The organism is Bacteroides sp. OF03-11BH (assembly GCF_003604005.1).
In the GTDB taxonomy this organism is placed as follows: domain Bacteria; phylum Bacteroidota; class Bacteroidia; order Bacteroidales; family Bacteroidaceae; genus Bacteroides; species Bacteroides ovatus.
In genome coordinates, this window is sequence record NZ_QTMW01000011.1 from 1 (window position 1) to 20,083 (window position 20,083).

Here is a 20,083-nt window from a genome sequence, read left to right on the forward strand (position 1 = left end):
TATTTATTCACAATAGAAGAAGTACCACCAAATTTGACGAAGAACCATCAGAATAAAAAATAATTGTGCGTATAAGATGTTTCTCATGTAAATGAATGTTATTTATACGGTTAGGATAATAGCAAATATAAGGAATTTATTTTATTCCGCGCATATTTTCATCGGTAACGGAGGACTTATACAATTGTGGAATAGTCAAAATTACAAACGATAATCTACGATTTCACCGTCAACAATCAATTTACCATGTTTCTTTGTTTTTTTAGCGGAAGCAGGAATACAAACAATAGTTACGGCATTGTCCGGGTTCAGGATAATGCTTGTTTCGCCGGTACAATTTTTCTTTATGTATTTTTTGGATACCAGATCGTACAAGTCCGTCGGTTCCGTAAAGTGTTGATTCAAAGTTACCTCTTTTGCTTCAAAATAAGGATTGAATAAAAGATAAGTAGGATATTTTCTTGTGGAATAAAAGTCTGTGGCATTACAATCCAATTGAAGAATACATTCCACATTAGTAGTATCTACAATAGAGGCTAGCATACCCACCCAGGCCGAGCCATACAAGCAAATATCTGTAGCTGAAGACATGGTTTTTACTTGATCCCCAATAGCATAGGGACCCTCATCGGACAATAATCCCTGGAACGGTTCAAAATGATTGCCATGATACAAATCCTTCCTCAATCCTTCATAGCAAATGACGTGTTGAGGATCACCTTCCCAGATAGAACTCGACTGACGGTTGCGGGGGTGCTCGTCTGCATAAAATAAGCGGCAGGCGTTTGCCAGGTTCAGCATCCACTTGCCTATTGTGGAAGCATAAGCCGGGTTGTATTTTACAATTGGGACAAGTGCGGCAGCTTGTGAAAAGGTGTTCATGGCAAAAGCATATTGTTCATCCTTTTTTTGTCCTACCAATCCGTGTACGTCGTATTTGTTCCAACGCTCACACATCACTCCCCATCCGTCACGGTCTGAATTATTACCGTCGAAGCACCAGTTCAGCATTTTCAGCTCATCATAAGTAGTTCCAAGTTCCGCATTCATGCACACTGCCAGATAAGCCCCATAGGGCATCATTATCTCATAGAAAGTACCTTCTTTCTGGGGACGGTTTTGCAAGAATGCCATGCATTGGCGTGTAGCATTCAGATACTTTTTATCTCCGTATTTAATCCAGGAGATGTATTGCAACCAAGCAAGTCCTGCGGCTGCATCCGGTTCACGCCATACTTTATTATGGTACCCTTTACGGTTCTTAAAGTTGAAGGCGGTGAAGTTGAAGTCCGGATATTCTCTACCTTCACTCAAGTCTTGGATAGCAGCATACCAATTGTCAACAGTGATCTTCATCGGCTCCTGCATCTCTGTTTTTTGAGGATATAAATCTACCAGCATCGAATAAGCCATTGCCGGCCATATCTCGTACCAGAAACTTTCTCCGGCTTTCCTGTCGAGGCCGTTCAATATAAGATTGGTTCCGTTCTTCTTGTTGAAGAATTGTCGTATCATTGATACATAATCTTTTCCGTCATCATTGCTTTTGTCTACTCCTATCAGACTTGCACTAATGAGTGAGCCCATAGTGGGAAGAGATTCATAAGAATTTCCTCCTAACCGTCTTTTATCTACGTAGCTTGGAAGTCCGAAAGTGCGGAATGGAAAGTTTACTTGCGAATCGTCCCACCAGATAAGAGGCAGGTTCTGCCCTTTGGCGTTGAAATCGTAAAATAGTCTGTCCTGTTTCGTGGCTATATCTTTCCAGTTTTTCATTTTATAGGGGAAAGGTATATTGGGCATATACTGTACTAAGCGGATCTCTTTTTGTTCTATCGGCTTTTGTGCCGGCAGGTTGTTGAGAAAGAAAAAACCTGCTACGAGAAATAATAATGTCTTTTTCATGGTCAGTTGGTTGTTAAAAAAGGGCGGATTTTATAATCCGCCCCCTCATTTTATTCATATTAAAAACCCGGATTTTGGGAAAGAATATTGTTGCTCTTATCCCTTTCACCTTGCGGTATCGGAAACAGATAATCTCTGTCGTCCCTAAAATTGGCACCTTTCGAGGTATTATATTTGGTTGCATAAGCACGCATAACGGTTCCGAAACGTTTTTGTCTCATCAGATCATCCCGTCTCCATCCTTCCATCGCTAATTCACAACGGCGTTCCTTCCAGATGATTTCTTTCAGACGCTCTTGGTCGGTTTCTGTTATGTCGGGCAGTGTATTAGTTGTTGTAGCAGGGATATACGCCTGTTGATCTCTTCTCGGATCTATCGGATTAGTTTTGCGGGCTCTTTCTCTTACATCATTCAGGTAAGGAAGTGCAAGCCCTGGTTTTCCATTTTCGTTTAATACTTCGGCATACATCAAGAGAACATCGGAATAACGGATCAAACGAATGTTGTAACTAATCATCCAGACGTCGAAACCTGTTTTTTCTACTGCTGGCACAGTCATCTTGTAATCATGATAACCGCTTGGAGATTCAGCATTGTCCTGCGCTTCAGTATCACCTTTATATCTATCACCAGTTTGTGTGAATACATAAGTAATACGTGGGTCATCTGCGTCAAAGGCATCATGGAGATCTTGGGTTGGTACGTGAAATCCATATCCTTGATAACCGGAGATGCGTCTGCTTGTGAAGAAGTGAGGGACATTGGTACCTGTGGCTATGTTTTTGTCATATACTTTGTTAGCAATCTCAAATACTGATTCCGAGCTGTTTTCATATTCAGTACGCCAGTTCATGCCGTAATCGCTCAACAATGTATAGTCTTTGTCTACTTCAATAATATCATGAAGTACAGTTTCGGCAGAGGCAAAATCACCTTTGAACATGTATGTTTTAGCAAGCATTGTTTTAGCAAAGCCACGTGTTGCACGATAAGCATCATCTTCAGAGTAATCTCCTTTTGCAGGAAGTGCGGAGGCATCAGTTAAATCATTTACAATACATTCATATACCTTCTCCAATGGGGAGCGGGGTATTTGCAGTATTTCAGCGGGTTGCATCGGCGTAGTGATTAGAGGCACTTCTCCGAATGTAGTGACCAGACAATAGTACCCGAATGCTCTCAATGCTTTTGCCTCGTTTGCATAACGTTTCAATAGTTCTTCGTTTCCTATTGCATCAGGAGCATAATAAATCACATCGTTACAGCGATTGATTAATCTGTACAGAATCTCCCAACGACGTCCTACTTCACCATTGGTTGTGTAGATCGTAAAGTCGGACAAGTCGCGTACTTCGGCACGGTCACCGTCATTTCCTCCTCCTTTTAGAGCATCATCCGTACTGCAATCACCTACAAAATAATGATTTAATGCATATTCATTCCAAGTTGTACGTAATTGAAGATAAGCTCCAGTCAAGGCTTGTTCAATATCGCTTTCCTTCTGATAATAATTATCGCTTGTGGTTTTACCATAACTTGGTTCGTCGAGAGAGCAGCTATACAACCCCACTCCGGCAAGAGCCCAGCATATTATAAATAATATTTTTCTCATAATGTAATGTCTTTTTAGCTAGATTTAAAATTGCAAATTAACTCCAAAAGTGAATGTACGTGAAGACGGATAACGTGTAGTATCCACTCCCATATCCAATGGGTTATTGATACCCAGTTCCGGATCAAGTCCGGAATAACCGGTTAAAGTAAATATATTCTGACCGCTCACATAGAATCTACAACTTGAAAACAGTTTGCTCTTCTGGCAAATGTGACTCGGCAGTGTATAACCTATTTGCATATTCTGCAAACGCAGGTAAGAACCGTTCTCCACATAGAAAGAAGAACCTCTCATATTGTTGTTAGAGTCAGAGTTGGTTATGCGTGGATATACAGCATCCAAATCCCCGTCTTTTGTCCATGCTTTTGTGTAAGCATCCGCCAACGCATTCTGGCGTCCTGCTGAAGCAAGGCTTCCTTTAGCAACGTTCCAGATGTCATTTCCAATAGTTCCCTGGAATGCCATACTTACATCAAAGTTCTTATAACTGAATCCTAAGTTGAAACCATAAATGAGGTCCGGATTAGGATCACCGATAAAAGTACGGTCATCATCATCGTTCAATTCGCCTGATTCTCCTAATTTGGCAAACTTAAAATCACCCGGTTGTGCATTAGGCTGAATCTTGGTACCATTCTTATCCACATAATTGTCTATCTCTTCCTGATTCTGGAATATTCCTATTTGTTTGTACCCCCAGAAACGTCCGATAGGACCTCCTACATACGTACGGCTGGTATTCCCACTCAAATATTCCGATGTAAGTTTGGTTACCTCTGTCTTATAAGTAGACATGTTCAGCCCTACATTGTAATTAAAGTCTTTTCCTATCTGGTTACGGTAGTTGACTACTATTTCAAAACCGGTATTCTTCAAGTCTCCCGCATTAAAGAAGGGGCTGTTAGGGAAGGCGCCAAAAGAAGGAATAGGCATATTCAGCAACATGTCACTTGTTTTCTTTACATAAAAGTCCATACTTACATCAAGGCTGTTTTTAAAGAAAGACATATCTAAACCGACATTGGTTTGCTGGCTGGTTTCCCATTTGATATCTGCATTTCCCACATAAGTCGGGACGTAACCTTGTGAGTACCCGTTTCCAAAGTACCACTGATTCTCATTATTGGTGCCAATCAACGTAAGAGGCGCGTCTCTATCAATTCGTTGGTTACCATTCTGTCCCCAACCTACACGCAGTTTTAAATTGGAAATTGTATTTTCAATGTTCAGGTTCTTAAAGAATTCTTCATTGCTCACTCTCCAACCTAATGAAACTGATGGGAAATAGCCCCAACGGTTACGTTTGGCAAATCTTGAAGAACCGTCGGCACGGAAATTGACTGTAGCAAGGTATCTGTCATCATATACATAGTTGATACGTCCCAGGTACGACAACATAGAAGATGTTTCTTTACCTCCCGAGGTGTTATCTCCGGCTGTTTGTGCATCAAGTATCTGATAGATTTCATCGTTACCTAAAGCCTTTCTCTTAAATGCATTAATGCCTTCGCTGCTGTTCTTCTCATAAGTCATGGCAACCATTGCGTCCAGTTTATGCCTGCCTATTGTCGTGTTGTAGTTAAGGCGTTGTTCCACTTGATAATTAGAAGTAACAGCGCTATTATTATTCAATTGAGTTTCTTTATTATATTTACTTTCCTGATTCGCTAAGTTATCTTCCGAAAAAGTAGACGAATAGACAGGGCGGAAGTCTTTGAAAGTATCATGGTATCTTTCGAAGCTATACTGTACCCGATAGCTCAATCCTTTATACAATTTGATTTGGGCAAACACATTACCAAATACATTGAATATGTCATTGTATCTATTAGGAAGTTCGAGCATGGCTACCGGATTAGGGTCGTAAGACCACTCGGTAGGCGCATATTTGTTATATTCGTAATTTTCAGAAGACGGATCTACCAACGGGCTGATAACAGGGGTAAAAGGATCAGCTTTTTGAATGAAATCGAATGAAGGAATTGCTCCTGCGTCACGTTTTCTTATCTTTGCCAGATTGACATTGGCGCCAACAGTGATAAATTTGTTAATATCATATTCAAGATTCGCTTTAAGTGAAAGTCTCTTGAATTCAGTAGTGATGATTGCACCCTGATCGTCTACATATCCTAAACTTAAAGAAGATCTCGAATTATCTGTCCCCTTACGGATGCTTAGATTATAGTTCTGGTTGAAAGCTGTACGGGTTACTTCATTCCACCAGTTGGTATTATAACCTTTCTGATACTGATTGGTAAACTTATCCTTCATTGAGTTTTGAAAGCTTGCATCATTTTCATACGCTTTCATGATGAAGTTGTAGTATTGGTCGCTGTTCATCATGTTCAATGCTTTATAACTGTTTTTTACACCTACATAAGCATCCAATGTTACAGTCGTTTCACCTTTCACCCCTCCCTTGGTAGTAATGAGGATTACTCCATTAGAACCTCTCGAACCATAGATAGCGCAGGCTGAAGCATCTTTTAATACTTCCATACGTTCAATATCAGATGGATTCAGGCTGCTGATGTTATCCATGAACTGTCCATCAACTACGTACAATGGATTGTTGTCATTGACGGTCCCTAAACCTCTCACGCGGATCACTGCATCCGATCCCGGCTGGCCGGAACTGGCGGCAACAAATACGCCGGCTGCCTTACCTGTAAGTAGTTCGGATGCATTGGACACTGCATAGTTCTTAATATCCTTACTACTTATAGAAGCCAAAGCACCGGTAAGGTCACTCTTTCTTTGAGTACCGTAACCAATCACTACAACCTCATCCAATTCATTATCGGACACTAGATTTACATTGTACGTTCCGCTATTTGTTACGTCTACAATTTCAGTTTTAAAACCTACATACGAGAATGAAATTTTATTTGACGATACTTTTAATGTATATCTACCGTCAAAATCAGTGATAGTACCATTGGTCGTTCCCACTTCAAGAACAGAAACTCCAATTAAAGCCTCTCCGGTATTACTGTCGTATACCACACCCGAAATACTCTTGGTTTGCTGTGCAAAGACATTTGTGCAAACAGCAAGAATAAGAATGAATAATAATAAATGCTTACTCATAGTTTATACACTTAGATTTAATTATATGAAATGATATTTTGTTTATTCGCAATAATCTTACCATCTTTCAGTTCTAATTCTGTTCCGGCGGGGAGTTCCACAATTACTCTTGCGTCGTTGGCCAGGATCTCAACGGAGCCATTTGTCTTTATATTTTTTGCTATATATTCTTTGGCAACAATATCAAACAAATCGCATGGTTGGGTAGCTTGATAAGTAATGGTTTTGGTCTCTTTATGAGGGTTATAATAGAGATAGACCGGATAAGGTTTCTCTGTATAGAAGTCTGTGATATTACAATCCAACCGGAGAATACCCTCCACATTCGTTTGACAAACAATGGCCCCCAAAATACCAACAGGAGAAGAGCTGTAAACACTGAACATGCTTTCCGTCGGATTACCTTTTATCCATTTGGGACCATCGCCGATTGCAACCGGACTAACCCCTTTTAATGATGCTTTTCCATAGTCATCCGTTTTTCGTAAACCTTCATAAGAAACATTATCATAAGTAATGTCCTTCAATTCCGGAGCCCATTGATGTGTTTCATCTATTTCCCCCGGATAGAACAAACGACATGCACTTGCATTGTTCAACATCCACTTGCCGATAGCTTTTGCATATTGAGGCTGATATTTCACCATCGGAATGAAAGGCCAGGCGGGTTTGATACTGTTCATAAGGAATGCATATCCTCCGCCGTCTGTGATACTTCCTTGCAGACCACTTACATCATAATCACCCCATTTTCCTACAATAATCCCCCAACCGGTTCTTCCTGCAGGGCTTTTACATCCGTCAAATACCCAATCAAGAAGTTTGGCTACATCATAGTTAGCCCCCTCTACTGCATTCAAATAGGCTGCCGTATACACTCCGAGTGGTAAAAGAGCCTCGTAAAAACGGCTTTCTTTCTGGGCAAGCAGGGCTTCGATAGCACTCTTACTATGTTGCAGATAACGTGGATCGCCAAACTTATGATAAGCACACAACAATACATAAGCATGGCCACCGGCGGCGTCTTGTTGCAATGGAATATTATTCACCATTCCTTTCATTTGTGCATAGTCAAAATAAGAATAGTCGTAATTTCCATTCAATACGGAATCTGCTTTAACAAACTGCTCCGCAATGCTTTTTTGTATCTTCTCTGCCCCGTCTACATTGGGGAAAACATCGCAAATAGCATAATATAAGGCATTGGGTAATACATCATACCACCAGTCGCGGCCATAGCCTCCTCCTAAAAGGGCTACTGACGGAGTCGTATTGTTCATGACTATATTCCAGCCGTTATCAGAATTGAAATAATTCTGCACCATTTTTACATAGTTATATCCGTCTTGATTCGTCTTGTCAATCCCTACAAGGCCGGCACCAAGAATAGCAGCCAATGAGTTCAGACTTTCATGGAACTCTCCGTTATTGGCATTCTTTCCCTGACGAATATCTTTAATGGCAGTATATAAGCCAAATGTAGTCTGGTCCATATTTCTGCGGGCGTCATCTAACCAGATTAATGGTCCGACTTCACTTTTATTATTCCAGTCAAAAATAAACTGGTCATACTTTTGGGCTTTTTGCTTCCAGTCCAGCATTTTATAAGTTTCAGGCATATCAGGCATAGAGTCTACCCTATGGATGGAAACCTGCTTTACCTTTTCACCAAAGTTATTTCCGTTGCCCGAGCAAGATGCCAGAAAACAAACGGTCATAAGTACAAAAACACCTTTACTTGTCATTTTCATGTTCAATAGTATCAGTTTGATTAGTAATATTCTTAGCCAAAGGATATGCCGCTAATTGTAATCCGGCAACAATCACCAGCGCATATTTCAATGCAAAATCCTGCGATACACAATAAGCAAGGAAGATAAACAGTAGTAAACCGAAAGCTCTTCCAAGGAAAAGGCCGAACTCATGACTTAGGATATATGCATAATCGTTTCTATTCTCAATCTTTGCAACTGCATCAATTGTTCTCATCATAATGGGGAAGTAAGCCAGGTCGAACAAAGGCTGGAATATCACTTTGCAAAGGACGAAAAGGATCACTCCCGTAGCAGAGAAGAGAATACCGTTGAATAGTGTACCGACAAAGAATACGATTAGTCCTCCTACAAATATTTTCAAACGGTCTTGCGGGCGGGCCATACGTCCTAATACATACACCAGGACAGCGGTCAATGCTCCGCTAACTCCCTGAATCAATCCTAACGCTCCTTCATCTCCTACCAGCTTCAATACCAATATAGCCGGTGCCGTTACTAAAAAACCTTGAACCATTCCTTTCAATCCGGCTAGCCACAGCATTTTTTTCCAAAGTATGTTGAAGCGGAAATAGAGGAAGTTCGTTTCTTTGGGGTTCTCGAATTTACCTTTCCACAGTGTCATGCAGGCGATAACGGTAATGACTACTGCTGCCATCGTAACTACACAGTAAGAGGTATTGATATTGAAGAGGAATCCGAAAACTTCTTTTCCATCTATCTGGCTGATAAATGCGCCTATAATTAAAGGAACACCGATGGAGGTAATAGAAAAGAAGAAAGACTCTAGTCCGAAGAAATAGTTACGGCTGTTGTCGTTGGTATTATAGAGAGCCAGCAGGTATCGGTTGGTCCAGAAGAAACCAGAAGCTGCTCCCATTAAAAAGCCGGCCAGACCAAGTTCGACGAAGCCAAGTGACTTGATAGTCATCATACCGAACATGGAAATGCCACTTACCAGGATTCCTACCGAATAAAGCGTCTTCACACTGTATTTCTTTAGCAGATAACCGTTAACAAGAGAGGTAGTAATGATGCCTATATACATTGCCAGCTGATAAAAAGCAACCATCACGGGGTCACTCGTATTTCTCATGATATAGGCTCCCACAAAGATTTCTACTATCGGTAGTACCAATGCATAAAGCATATTGGTAACCAACAGTGTTCTCATGTTAGGTTCCTGTTGCTTAAAGAACAGATATTCTTTTTTCAGTTTATTCATTACTTCTTTTGTGTCTGTTTTTTTAATACGTTTAATATCTCTGAAATGGAAAGCTCTGCCTTACAAATCACTTCATCGCTTGCTCCATAATACATGGTTATCGTATCGCCGTCCACCAAATGCCCATTAGTGAAAACTACATTTCCGAAGAAACCTGTTTGCTCATAAGCGGCGATAGGTTCCATGATAGGTTCTTCACTTCTTGCAATCACTTTCGATGGGTCATTTAAATCGAGTAATAAAGCCCCCAAGCAATAACGGTGATTAAAATCGGCTCCATGATAAATCTCCAGCCAGCCTTCTTCTGTCTTTATTGGAGCTGCCCCTGCCCCTACACGTGCGCAATCCCACATTCCGTCACGAGTGGTTGCCACACATTTGTGATTTCCCCAATGCAAGCGGTCGGGCGATTCTGCCAACCATATATAATTGCCACCAAGTTCGGGACTGCTTGGGCGATGAAGAGCGAAATACTTGTCACCTATCTTCTGTTCGAACAATGCACAATCTTTATTATGCGGTGGGAATATCATTCCATGCCGTGTATAGTTTTTCCAATCATTGGTGTGAATCAGTCCGACCCCTACAGCTACCGACGATACTTCTGTGAAAGTAAGGTAAAAACCATCTTCGGTTGTTGCAACACGGCAATCCTCAATGCCGAATGCTTCCAGCTCTCCTTTTCCGAAAATGGGTGGAAATTCCGGTTCATCTTTGAAGTGAATACCGTCGGTACTTGAAACCAATCGTAAGTAAGACATCGTAGTCAGATAATTCTTTCCTTTGTAACCGATAACGCGTGGGTCTGAAGCATCCAAATCGGGATCATTCTTTAAAAACGAAACCACTTCTATTTTTCCTTGTTCATTGTATATAGGAAAACTGATAATTCCTTCTTTCTGTATAGGTCTCTCTGCGACGCGCAAAAGTAACCAAATTTTGCCTTGATATTTGAAAACTCCGGGATTTAACAAACATGTAATTTCCATTCCGTTGATTCCCGCTTTTAAATCTTTTGGAGCCAGTAGGGGGTTCTGCTCACATCTTTTAGCTATATCCATAATATTTCGATTAGTGATTATTTCTGTGAACAAAAGTATGAGATGAGAGACAGGAAAGCGTTTACTATATTCTCAAAGAGGTGTACACATGCTCAAGAACATGTTTTTAAGAGGATGATATTAGGGAATGATTTTAGAAGAGGCAGAGATATTCGTATTTATATGCTGTTGCTATTTAAATACTTGATTTATAGATGGATGCGCAGTTCGTTGAAGTGTATTATATTCTCATAAGTGTATAGTATAGTTTCTTTGAGGAGTGCAAAAGAAACATATAAAGATAAAAAAATAAGAGGCCAAACTCAAAAATATAATTTGAGGAAGCCTCTTGTTTTTTCTTTTTAATAAAAATAATACTGTAAATCCTATTTCTTCACGTACGGATAATCTATCGTACATAATCTGTCAGAGTTTGTTTGATAGAGGTGAAGCCGTTAAAAAGAAATTTGTTAGACAGCCTCTTTTCGTTATCGGTTTGGTATACTGTCTTTATAAATAGTAATTGTCCTTTTTCTTGTTGAATCATTCTTGATACTGGTTACATCTCCCCGGGTCGTGAAATACACATAGTTTCCCAGATCGAGAAAACGGTACACTTTCACTCCGTCGTGCTCGAACAGATAACTGACTTCATAAGTCTGGTTATTTTCCGATTTTCCGCTTTTCAGTGGAATACCTGCATAGCAGGAAGCTAGTCCCGTTATGCAGAAGAAAAGAATAAAGGTCCGAATCAATGTTTTCATAATCATTTCTTCACGTGAGGATAATCTATCGTATAATGTAATCCGCGGCTTTCCTTACGTTCCATTGCTTGGCGCATAATCAGATAACCCACATTCACCATATTACGCAATTCGCAGATTTCTCTGGACGCTACGCTGCGTTTGAACAGGCTTTCAGTCTCTTCGTAGATAATATCGAGTCTGTCCCAGGCACGTTTTAGACGGAGGTCGCTGCGGACAATACCTACATACGTACTCATAATCTGGTTCACTTCCTTCATACTTTGCGTAATGAGCACCATTTCTTCCGGCGAACGGGTTCCTTCATCGTTCCATTCGGGAATATCTTCATTATAAGAATATTGATCGACCACTTGTAGACTGTGCTTGGCGGCAGCGTCGGCATATACGACTGCTTCTATCAGTGAGTTGGAAGCCAGGCGGTTGCCTCCATGCAATCCTGTGCAGGAACATTCTCCCACGGCATAAAGACGTTCGATGGAAGATTGTCCGTCCAAGTCGACAAGGATACCTCCGCAGAGATAATGGGCGGCCGGGGCTACCGGGATATAATCTTTCGTGATGTCGATGCCCAGGCTAAGACATTTTTCGTAGATATTGGGGAAGTGTTTCTTTGTTTCTTCGGGATCTTTGTGGGTGACGTCCAGATATACATGGTCGTCTCCACGGTTCTTCATCTCGTTGTCGATGGCGCGTGCCACGATGTCACGGGGAGCGAGTGAAAGACGGGGATCATATTTCTGCATGAACTCTTTGCCGTCCATTGTACGCAGTACACCTCCGTAACCACGCATTGCTTCCGTTATCAGGAAAGAAGGGCGGTCTCCCGGATGATACAGGGCGGTAGGGTGGAATTGTACAAACTCCATATCCTTCACCGTACCTTTGGCACGGTAAACCATGGCGATACCGTCTCCGGTAGCGACTAGCGGGTTAGTGGTTGTTTTATAAACGGCTCCTACTCCACCGGTAGCCATCAGCGTCACTTTAGCAAGATAGGTATCTACTTTTCCCGTTTTCGGATCGAGGATATAAGCACCATAACATTTGATGTCCGGTGTCTGGCGGGTTACAGTCACTCCCAGGTGATGCTGTGTCAAGATTTCAATGGCAAACTGGTTTTCGATGACCGTGATATTCGGATGGCGTTGTACGGCTTTAATCAGGCTGTCTTGAATTTCTGCTCCTGTATTGTCTTTATGGTGAAGAATACGGAACTCCGAATGTCCGCCTTCGCGGTGCAAGTCAAATTCGCCTTTCTCGTTTTTGTCAAAATCCACTCCCCACTTAATCAGTTCTTCAATTTGTGCGGGAGCTTCGCGCACTACCTTTTCTACTGCGGCACGGTTACTGATCCAGTCGCCGGCAATCATTGTGTCTTCAATGTGCTTGTCGAAATTATCCACCAGAAGGTTGGTGACGGAGGCTACACCTCCCTGGGCGAAGTACGTATTGGCTTCTTCCAGCCCACTTTTACAGATAAGAGCAACTTTACCTTTGTGCGCCACTTTCAGCGCAAAACTCATACCGGCAATTCCGGAACCGATAACGAGGAAATCGAATTTTCTTACCATAATCTTGTTATTTCTCACCGCAAAGCTACAAAATAAGTTACTTCGTTGTACTTTTCGTTGTCACTAATTCATAAAATTGCTACCTTGCAGGCAAAAATCTGACAAAATGAATCGAATATTTCATGCGCGCATCGCCTGGTACCAATATTTCCTGTTGGTGGTGCTTACTGTGAATGCCGTCGGCGCATTGTGGTGTAAGTATATCTTGGTGGCAGTACTGTTTATGTTGATGCTGATTGTAGTGATCGAACAAATTATACACACTACTTATACATTGACAACAAATGGTGATCTGGAAGTCTCACGTGGTCGTTTTATTCGCAAGAAGATCATCCCGCTTTCCGAAATTACTGCAGTCAGGAAATACCATTCCATGAAATTCGGCCGTTTCTCGGTGACGGATTATATCCTGATAGAATACGGAAAAGGAAAGTTTGTTTCGGTGATGCCTGTCAAGGAACAGGAATTTGCAGAACTACTCGAAAAGAGAATGTTTGAAAAGAAGATAAAAGAGTAACTGATTATATACTATGAAATATCAAGTGATTATCATCGGTGGCGGTCCTGCGGGATATACGGCTGCCGAAGCTGCCGGTAAAGGCGGTTTGAGCGTATTGCTTATCGAAAAGAATAGTCTGGGTGGCGTCTGTCTGAACGAAGGCTGTATTCCTACGAAAACATTGTTGTATTCGGCAAAGACTTATGACAGTGCAAAACATGCATCGAAGTATGCAGTCAATATCCCGGAAGTCTCTTTCGATTTGCCTAAGATAATAGCTCGTAAAAGTAAGGTAGTGCGTAAACTGGTGCTGGGAGTGAAAGCGAAGCTGACTGCCAACAATGTTACAATCGTATCGGGAGAAGCGCAGATCATTGATAAAAATACGGTTCGCTGCGGGGAGGAAATTTACGAAGGGGAGAACCTGATACTTTGTACAGGCTCGGAAACTTTCATTCCCCCTATTCCGGGAGTGGACGCGGTGAACTACTGGACGCACAGGGATGCTTTGGACAGTAAAGAATTGCCGGCTTCTTTGGCTATTGTTGGTGGCGGGGTAATCGGTATGGAGTTTGCGTCGTTCTTCAATAGTTTGGGAGTACAGGTGACGGTGGTTGAGATGATGGACGAAATCCTGGGTGGAATGGATAAGGAGCTTTCCGCTTTGCTCCGTGCAGAATATACAAAACGAGGTATTAAATTCCTGCTTAGTACGAGAGTGGTCGGCTTGTCGCAAACGGAAGAAGGAGCTGTTGTTTCTTATGAGAACGCAGAGGGAAACGGCAGTGTCATTGCAGAAAAGCTGTTGATGAGCGTCGGTCGCCGTCCTGTGACGAAAGGTTTCGGGCTCGAAAACCTGAATTTGGAGCAGACGGAGCGTGGTGCTATCAGAGTTAATGAAAAGATGCAGACTTCTGTGCCGGACGTGTATGTTTGTGGTGACCTGACAGGATTCTCTTTGCTCGCCCATACGGCTGTTCGTGAAGCGGAAGTTGCCGTACATTCCATCTTGGGAAAGGAAGATGCCATGAGTTATCGGGCTATTCCGGGCGTAGTCTATACCAATCCGGAGATTGCCGGAGTGGGTGAAACGGAGGAGTCGGCCTCAACGAAAGGAATCAATTATCAGGTTATCAAACTTCCGATGGCTTACTCCGGCCGTTTTGTGGCGGAGAATGAAGGCGTGAACGGAGTCTGCAAAGTATTGCTGGATGAACAGCAGCGGGTGATTGGCGCTCATGTGTTGGGAAATCCGGCTTCGGAGATTATCACTCTTGCGGGAACTGCCATTGAACTCGGACTGACGGCAGCGCAATGGAAAAAGATTGTTTTCCCACATCCCACGGTAGGAGAAATCTTCCGGGAAGCTCTATAAATGGATTCCGATATCTGGCATCAGTCATTGATGCGGGTATCTTACTTATAAATCGAATATATGATGAGAAAATATATAATCACTCCGGTCTTATTGGCAATAGTTTGTATGGTGATGTGTCGTTGTACATCCAATCGTAAAGCGTCAGTTGCTGCCAATGAATATTTGATTCAGGGCGAACTGGCCAATCTTCCTGACAGCATTGTGATCGGCCTGTACGAGGAAGACGGAAATATTCTCAACTGTGTCTTGAGAGATACGCTTATGAATGGGCAGTTCTCTTTCCGCGACACGGTTTCTACCACACGGAAAATGCTGATTATGTCTGATAACCGGGGCTTCCCGGGTACATGGCTGGAAGTGTGGATCGCACCGGGGGAATACATCGAAATCAAGGGGCAGGATAAACTAGTGAAAACATGGGAAGTAGTAAGCGATGTGCCGGAACAGCAGGAAGAAAATCGCTTTACGGCTTGCGCGATGGCCCAACAGAAAGAATTGATGCAATACATGGCAGCGGAATATGACTGGCAACGGATGATGTTCATAGACCATCCGGGCGACCGGGAGTTTGAAAGTCAGGCGTGGGCCAAGATAGATTCTATCCGGAAACTGTCCATGCCGTTGCAGCAGGAAATCTGGAAAAAGGAAATGGAATACATGGAAGAAGCTCCCGTCTCCCCGGTGTGGATGGATAGATTATTGTTGTTTGCTTCCATGATGAAATATGAAACCATCATGCCTTATAAAGAAGAGGTGAAAAAACTCTATGCCCGAATGTCTGAAGCCGATAAACAAACAGGCGACGGACAGGAGATTACAGCCTATGTTTATCCTCCCGCTACCGTAGGAGTTGGAGATATGATGGTGGATGGAGACCTATATGATGCGAATGATTCTCTCCGTCATATTTCCGAGTTCAAAGGAAAATTCATCTTACTCGATTTCTGGAGTAGCGGGTGTGGTCCTTGCGTGGAGTCGATACCTGAAATGGAGAAGGTGATGGATCTGTACAAGGATAAAATGACTGTGATTAGTATTAGTGAGGACCCGAAAGCACGTTGGAAAGAGTATATCAAGACGAAAGGAATGGGCGGTAACCAGTGGAACGAACTTCGTAAAGGACGTACCGGTCTTGCCCTAAACTATCAGGTACGGGGAATCCCTCATTATGTATTGATTGCCCCTGATGGAAAAATCCAGGATGTATGGTCCGGCTATGGCGCCGGTTCGCTTCTTGGACAGGTAGAGAAAAACTTGAAATAGATAGAGGTAAGATACGATCATTTGTTGATGTCATAAACAGTGTTATATGAAAAAAAGTCTTTTGTTAGTCGCCCTTTCAGTTTGTTTGTTGCCACTTTGGGGACAACAGAATTTCTCCCGGATAGATTCGCTTATCAAGAAGATGCTCCCCGAAGCATCCGAAGTCGGCATATCCGTCTACGATCTGACGGCTAAGAAATCACTTTATAACTATCGTGCGGAGAAACTTTCACGTCCTGCCTCTACCATGAAGCTGTTGACGGCTATTACCGCACTTTCCCGCCCCGAAGCCAACGAGCCTTTCCGCACCGAAGTATGGCACGATGGCGTGATAGAGCATGATACCTTGCAAGGCAACCTGTATGTGGTAGGCGGATTCGATCCGGAATTTGACAGCCAGTCGATGGATTCATTGATAGAAGAGGTAATCACTTTCCCTTTTTCGGTTATTAACGGGCAGGTCTATGGTGACGTTTCAATGAAAGACTCCCTTTATTGGGGCAGCGGATGGGCGTGGGACGATACACCTGCGGGTTATCAGCCTTATCTCTCTCCGCTGATGTTCTGCAAGGGGACTGTACAGGTTTCCGTAGTTCCATCCACGGTGCAGGGCGATACGGCAAGTGTTTCCTGCCAGCCTCTGTCTTCCTATTATACAGTGACGAATCAGACGAAAACACGTACCTCTTCTGCCGGGAAATTCTCTTTCACAAGAGACTGGCTGACGAATGGAAACAACCTCCTTATTTCGGGTAATGTCACTTCGATTCGAAAAGATGATGTCAACATCTATGATTCTCCCCGTTTCTTTATGCACACTTTCCTGGAACGCCTTCGTGGGAAAGGAATCACGACTCCCCAGTCGTATGGCTTTGCCGAATTACCTCGCGACAGTGTGAGAGTAGAGCGTATGGCTTGCTGGAACACTTCTGTGCAGAAAGTGCTGAACCAACTGATGAAAGAGAGTGATAACCTCAATGCGGAAGCATTTCTCTGTCGCCTGGGAGCGCAGGCTACGGGAAAGAAGCAAGTAGCTGCCGAAGATGGTATTGTCGAAATAATGAAGCTGATCCGCCGCTTGGGGCATGACCCGAAAGACTATAAGATTGCCGACGGTTGCGGACTGTCCAATTATAATTACCTCTCTCCTGCCCTGCTGGTGGACTTTCTAAAATATGCGTACTCGCAAACAGAAGTGTTTCAGATGTTGTATAAATCACTTCCCGTTGGTGGGGTGGACGGAACTTTGAAATTCCGGATGAAAAGTACTCCTGCCTTTCGGAATGTTCATGCCAAAACAGGCTCGTTTACGGCAATAAATGCGCTTGCAGGCTATCTGAAGATGAAGAACGGACATGAAGTGGCATTTGCCATTATGAACCAGAATGTACTTTCGGCGGCTAAAGCGAGAGCATTTCAGGATAAGGTGTGTGAGGTGATTATTGGGAAATAGGCTGATATGAATACATTAGCCCGTACAACCAAAGTGGAATTCCGTTGTTGAATCCGATTTCTATGTTGTCAAGGGGCAGGTACTATTTTCCATGGAGGGCTCTTTATTGATTCTTCTATAAAAAGACAATTGTATTCTCTAATAAGCAAAAATCGTAGGATTTTGTTTACCAGAGAATACAATTATACTTGTTTTGAATCGAATACTGTAAATTCTATACTATATATATTATATTTACTTTGAGTATTCAGCCCAATTAGTATTCTTCATATCGCCACTCTTAGCCAACTCTGCGTGCATACCAAGTGCAGCCTGAATAGCGTGTGGAGTCTGTGCCCGGTTACCGGCCAGTTTGAGGTAATCCCAAAGAAGCTCTTTGTAGTCAGGATGTGCACAGTTTTCGATGATGGCTTGTGCGCGTTCTTTCGGGCTCTTGCCACGAAGATCGGCAACACCTTGCTCGGTGATAACGATGTTGACATCGTGCTCCGTGTGGTCGTGGTGGGATACCATCGGTACGATCGCGCTGATCTTCCCTTCTTTGGCCACAGACGGACAAGTGAAGATAGAGATGTAAGCGTTGCGGGTAAAGTCTCCCGAACCACCGATACCGTTCATCATTTTTGTTCCGCCGATATGGGTAGAGTTTACGTTGCCGTACAGGTCAACTTCGATGGCTGTATTGATAGAAATGATACCGAGGCGGCGTACTATTTCCGGGCTGTTTGAGATTTCCGACGGACGGAGAACCAGTTTGTCGCGGAAGAAATCCATATCGTTGTAGATGCCTTCCAGACAGTCATTTGTAACAGTCAGTGAACAGGCGCTACCGAATTTGATGCGTCCTTCGCGAATCAATCCGATCACGGAATTCTGGATTACCTCTGTGTACATTTCGAATGCAGGAATCGTTTTATCACGTCCCAATGCACCGAGTACGGCGTTGGCGATGTTTCCTACACCCGATTGCAAAGGCAAGAAACTGGACGGGATAATACCGCGTTTCATGTCGGCTGCAAGGAAGTCGGCAACATTCTGGCCGATTTTGTCGGTCAACGGATCAGCGGCAGCGAAAGAACGCGCTTCGTCCGGCCAGTTGGTTTCCACTACGCCTATAATCTTTTTCGGGTCTACCTGAACGTAAGGCAGTCCGATACGGTCACTCGGTTTATAGATCGGTATTTCGCGGCGGTAAGGCGGGTCGAGCGGTTCGTATACGTCGTGCATACCCATACCGGATTTGCTGTGTGCGCTGTTCAACTCCACGATGATCTGGTCGGCAAGACGGCAGATGGTCGGGGCGATGCCACCGGCGGCAGTCAGATAAATTTTTCCGTCCGGAGTTACTTCGCAGGCTTCGATGATGGCTACGTTCACTTTGCCCATGAACCCGTAGCGCACTTCCTGTGCCATTTGTGAGAGGTGTATGTCGTTGTAGGCAATCTCTCCGTTGTTCACAGCTTTGCGGAAGTCGGCGTTGGTAGTATAAGGAGCGCGGTAGCGGATGGCTTTGGCACGTGACAGTACGCCGTCACAGGATTCCCCTGTCGATGCGCCTGTGAAAATTCCTACTTGAAACGGGTTTCCTTTCGCATGTTCTGCTTCAGCAATTTTTGCGAGTTCGGCTGTTACAGCCTTGGCCGTTCCGGCGGGAGTAAATCCGCTTAGGCCGATGTTGTAGCCATGTTTGATTAGGCTTGCAGCTTCCGCTGCCGAAATACGATTGAGTGACATAAATAGTAAATTTCGTGTTAAATACAGTTGATATTTTTATTGATAATTAATTCTCTGTTTGTACGGCCTTGTACCAATGCTTGGCAATGACTCGTCACATAATGATTCGAAACTCAATGAGTTTACGGGCTCTCTCAATACTTCCGTTGAAGTATCTCTCCCCAGATAATAGCGCGGCGGGCTTCTTCTGCGGAGTGAATCGTGAAATCATGTTCGTTATCAGTTGATTCGGTGTGAGAGTTATAATGAGAACCTTGTTGGGAATTTCGTTTATCTTGCGCGGCACTGTTTGCCAGGGATGCGGAAACGGATATTTCTTCTTTTTTTCTTTTCTGCTGCGCCGCTGGTTTCGCCGTCTGTTTGGGAGACTGTTGCGGTGGCGTCTGTTTCAGGGGTTTAGGCTGGAATAATTCTTCCAGCGACTTGGGGCCACCCCATGCCTCGGGCATAGGAACTGCATCCGGAGCTACTTCAACGGGGGATGGCATCGGGGAAACGGGGCGTTTATTCTTAGCTTTTTTCGATTTACTATTCTTATTCACCTCTTTGAATATTCCCACAAGAATGACACCTGCTATCAAGAGAAATTTCAAAAAATCTTCCATTGTGTTTCACTGCTAATTAGTTATCTGCCAAAGTTACGTATTTTATCTGGTTCAGGCTAACATTTTATTATGAAAAAAGGGCAGCTTCACAGCTCCCCTTAATTTTTTTAACCTAAACCTTAACTATGAAAAAATCTAATGTTTCTTTCATTGCACAAATGTGAA

Annotated in this window: 14 protein-coding genes; 4 read left to right on the plus strand and 10 right to left on the minus strand. The window is 43.1% G+C overall.

Annotated elements, in window-relative coordinates:
- Nucleotides 1-201: 201 nt before the first annotated feature.
- The 8 genes from DXA54_RS10405 to nadB all read right to left on the minus strand — a co-directional run bounded on the left by DXA54_RS10405 (nucleotide 202) and on the right by nadB (nucleotide 12,986).
- Entirely contained in the window at nucleotides 202-1,905 is a 1,704-nt protein-coding gene (locus tag DXA54_RS10405) for a hypothetical protein (RefSeq protein WP_117513312.1), read from the minus strand.
- Nucleotides 1,906-1,964: 59 nt separating this feature from the next.
- Nucleotides 1,965-3,518: a RagB/SusD family nutrient uptake outer membrane protein gene (locus DXA54_RS10410; RefSeq protein ID WP_117513314.1), complete on the minus strand. Its 1,554-nt coding sequence runs from the start codon at nucleotides 3,516-3,518 to the stop codon at nucleotides 1,965-1,967.
- Nucleotides 3,519-3,542: 24 nt separating this feature from the next.
- A complete protein-coding gene (locus DXA54_RS10415) occupies nucleotides 3,543-6,611 on the minus strand; it encodes a SusC/RagA family TonB-linked outer membrane protein (RefSeq protein ID WP_120079416.1) in 3,069 nt (1,022 codons plus the stop codon).
- Between the two features lie 17 nt (nucleotides 6,612-6,628).
- Nucleotides 6,629-8,362, minus strand: a complete 1,734-nt coding sequence (locus DXA54_RS10420) for a hypothetical protein (protein WP_120079418.1) — start codon at nucleotides 8,360-8,362, stop codon at nucleotides 6,629-6,631.
- Nucleotides 8,346-9,608 carry an MFS transporter gene (locus DXA54_RS10425; protein ID WP_120079420.1) on the minus strand — a complete coding sequence of 421 codons (1,263 nt, stop codon included), beginning with the start codon at nucleotides 9,606-9,608 and terminating at the stop codon, nucleotides 8,346-8,348. Before DXA54_RS10425 ends, DXA54_RS10420 begins: the two co-directional genes overlap by 17 nt.
- Nucleotides 9,608-10,669, minus strand: a complete 1,062-nt coding sequence (locus tag DXA54_RS10430; protein WP_120079422.1) for a glycoside hydrolase family 130 protein — start codon at nucleotides 10,667-10,669, stop codon at nucleotides 9,608-9,610. The genes DXA54_RS10425 and DXA54_RS10430 overlap by 1 nt, the downstream gene beginning before the upstream one ends.
- A 467-nt stretch (nucleotides 10,670-11,136) precedes the next feature.
- On the minus strand, nucleotides 11,137-11,412 hold the full coding sequence (locus DXA54_RS10435) for a DUF4884 domain-containing protein (protein ID WP_004312856.1): 276 nt from the start codon (nucleotides 11,410-11,412) through the stop codon (nucleotides 11,137-11,139).
- Between the two features lie 2 nt (nucleotides 11,413-11,414).
- Entirely contained in the window at nucleotides 11,415-12,986 is a 1,572-nt protein-coding gene (gene nadB, locus DXA54_RS10440) for an L-aspartate oxidase (RefSeq protein WP_004298834.1), read from the minus strand.
- A gap of 106 nt (nucleotides 12,987-13,092) precedes the next feature.
- On the opposite strand from nadB, the gene DXA54_RS10445 reads away from it, so the two are divergent.
- The 4 genes from DXA54_RS10445 (at nucleotide 13,093) to dacB (ending at nucleotide 17,579) form a co-directional block, all read left to right on the plus strand.
- Nucleotides 13,093-13,503, plus strand: coding sequence for a PH domain-containing protein (locus DXA54_RS10445; RefSeq protein WP_004302851.1), 411 nt, complete (start codon nucleotides 13,093-13,095; stop codon nucleotides 13,501-13,503).
- A gap of 13 nt (nucleotides 13,504-13,516) precedes the next feature.
- A complete protein-coding gene (lpdA, locus tag DXA54_RS10450) occupies nucleotides 13,517-14,860 on the plus strand; it encodes a dihydrolipoyl dehydrogenase (RefSeq protein WP_004302853.1) in 1,344 nt (447 codons plus the stop codon).
- A gap of 63 nt (nucleotides 14,861-14,923) precedes the next feature.
- A complete protein-coding gene (locus tag DXA54_RS10455; protein WP_004302855.1) occupies nucleotides 14,924-16,126 on the plus strand; it encodes a TlpA disulfide reductase family protein in 1,203 nt (400 codons plus the stop codon).
- A gap of 46 nt (nucleotides 16,127-16,172) precedes the next feature.
- The gene (dacB, locus tag DXA54_RS10460; RefSeq protein ID WP_120079424.1) at nucleotides 16,173-17,579 is read left to right on the plus strand and encodes a D-alanyl-D-alanine carboxypeptidase/D-alanyl-D-alanine-endopeptidase; all 1,407 of its coding nucleotides are present in this window, start codon (nucleotides 16,173-16,175) and stop codon (nucleotides 17,577-17,579) included.
- Nucleotides 17,580-17,813: 234 nt separating this feature from the next.
- Here dacB and DXA54_RS10465 read toward each other — a convergent pair whose 3' ends face one another.
- Together DXA54_RS10465 and DXA54_RS10470 are read right to left on the minus strand one after the other, a co-directional pair.
- Nucleotides 17,814-19,313: an acetyl-CoA hydrolase/transferase family protein gene (locus DXA54_RS10465; protein WP_022198929.1), complete on the minus strand. Its 1,500-nt coding sequence runs from the start codon at nucleotides 19,311-19,313 to the stop codon at nucleotides 17,814-17,816.
- 134 nt (nucleotides 19,314-19,447) lie between these two features.
- Nucleotides 19,448-19,918 (minus strand): hypothetical protein, encoded by a 471-nt coding sequence (locus tag DXA54_RS10470; RefSeq protein WP_004302860.1) that lies wholly within the window; start codon nucleotides 19,916-19,918, stop codon nucleotides 19,448-19,450.
- Nucleotides 19,919-20,083 lie beyond the last annotated feature (165 nt).

Bases quoted from the DNA above. Each gene is read 5' to 3' on its own strand.
- DXA54_RS10415 (WP_120079416.1), bottom strand. From the start codon at position 6,611: ATGAGTAAGCATTTATTATTATTCATTCTTATTCTTGCTGTTTGCACA.
- nadB (WP_004298834.1), bottom strand. From the start codon at position 12,986: ATGGTAAGAAAATTCGATTTCCTCGTTATCGGTTCCGGAATTGCCGGT.
- DXA54_RS10445 (WP_004302851.1), top strand. From the start codon at position 13,093: ATGAATCGAATATTTCATGCGCGCATCGCCTGGTACCAATATTTCCTG.
- DXA54_RS10465 (WP_022198929.1), bottom strand. From the start codon at position 19,313: ATGTCACTCAATCGTATTTCGGCAGCGGAAGCTGCAAGCCTAATCAAA.
- DXA54_RS10420 (WP_120079418.1), bottom strand. From the start codon at position 8,362: ATGAAAATGACAAGTAAAGGTGTTTTTGTACTTATGACCGTTTGTTTT.
- DXA54_RS10470 (WP_004302860.1), bottom strand. From the start codon at position 19,918: ATGGAAGATTTTTTGAAATTTCTCTTGATAGCAGGTGTCATTCTTGTG.
- DXA54_RS10435 (WP_004312856.1), bottom strand. From the start codon at position 11,412: ATGAAAACATTGATTCGGACCTTTATTCTTTTCTTCTGCATAACGGGA.
- DXA54_RS10430 (WP_120079422.1), bottom strand. From the start codon at position 10,669: ATGGATATAGCTAAAAGATGTGAGCAGAACCCCCTACTGGCTCCAAAA.
- dacB (WP_120079424.1), top strand. From the start codon at position 16,173: ATGAAAAAAAGTCTTTTGTTAGTCGCCCTTTCAGTTTGTTTGTTGCCA.
- DXA54_RS10425 (WP_120079420.1), bottom strand. From the start codon at position 9,608: ATGAATAAACTGAAAAAAGAATATCTGTTCTTTAAGCAACAGGAACCT.
- lpdA (WP_004302853.1), top strand. From the start codon at position 13,517: ATGAAATATCAAGTGATTATCATCGGTGGCGGTCCTGCGGGATATACG.
- DXA54_RS10405 (WP_117513312.1), bottom strand. From the start codon at position 1,905: ATGAAAAAGACATTATTATTTCTCGTAGCAGGTTTTTTCTTTCTCAAC.
- DXA54_RS10455 (WP_004302855.1), top strand. From the start codon at position 14,924: ATGAGAAAATATATAATCACTCCGGTCTTATTGGCAATAGTTTGTATG.
- DXA54_RS10410 (WP_117513314.1), bottom strand. From the start codon at position 3,518: ATGAGAAAAATATTATTTATAATATGCTGGGCTCTTGCCGGAGTGGGG.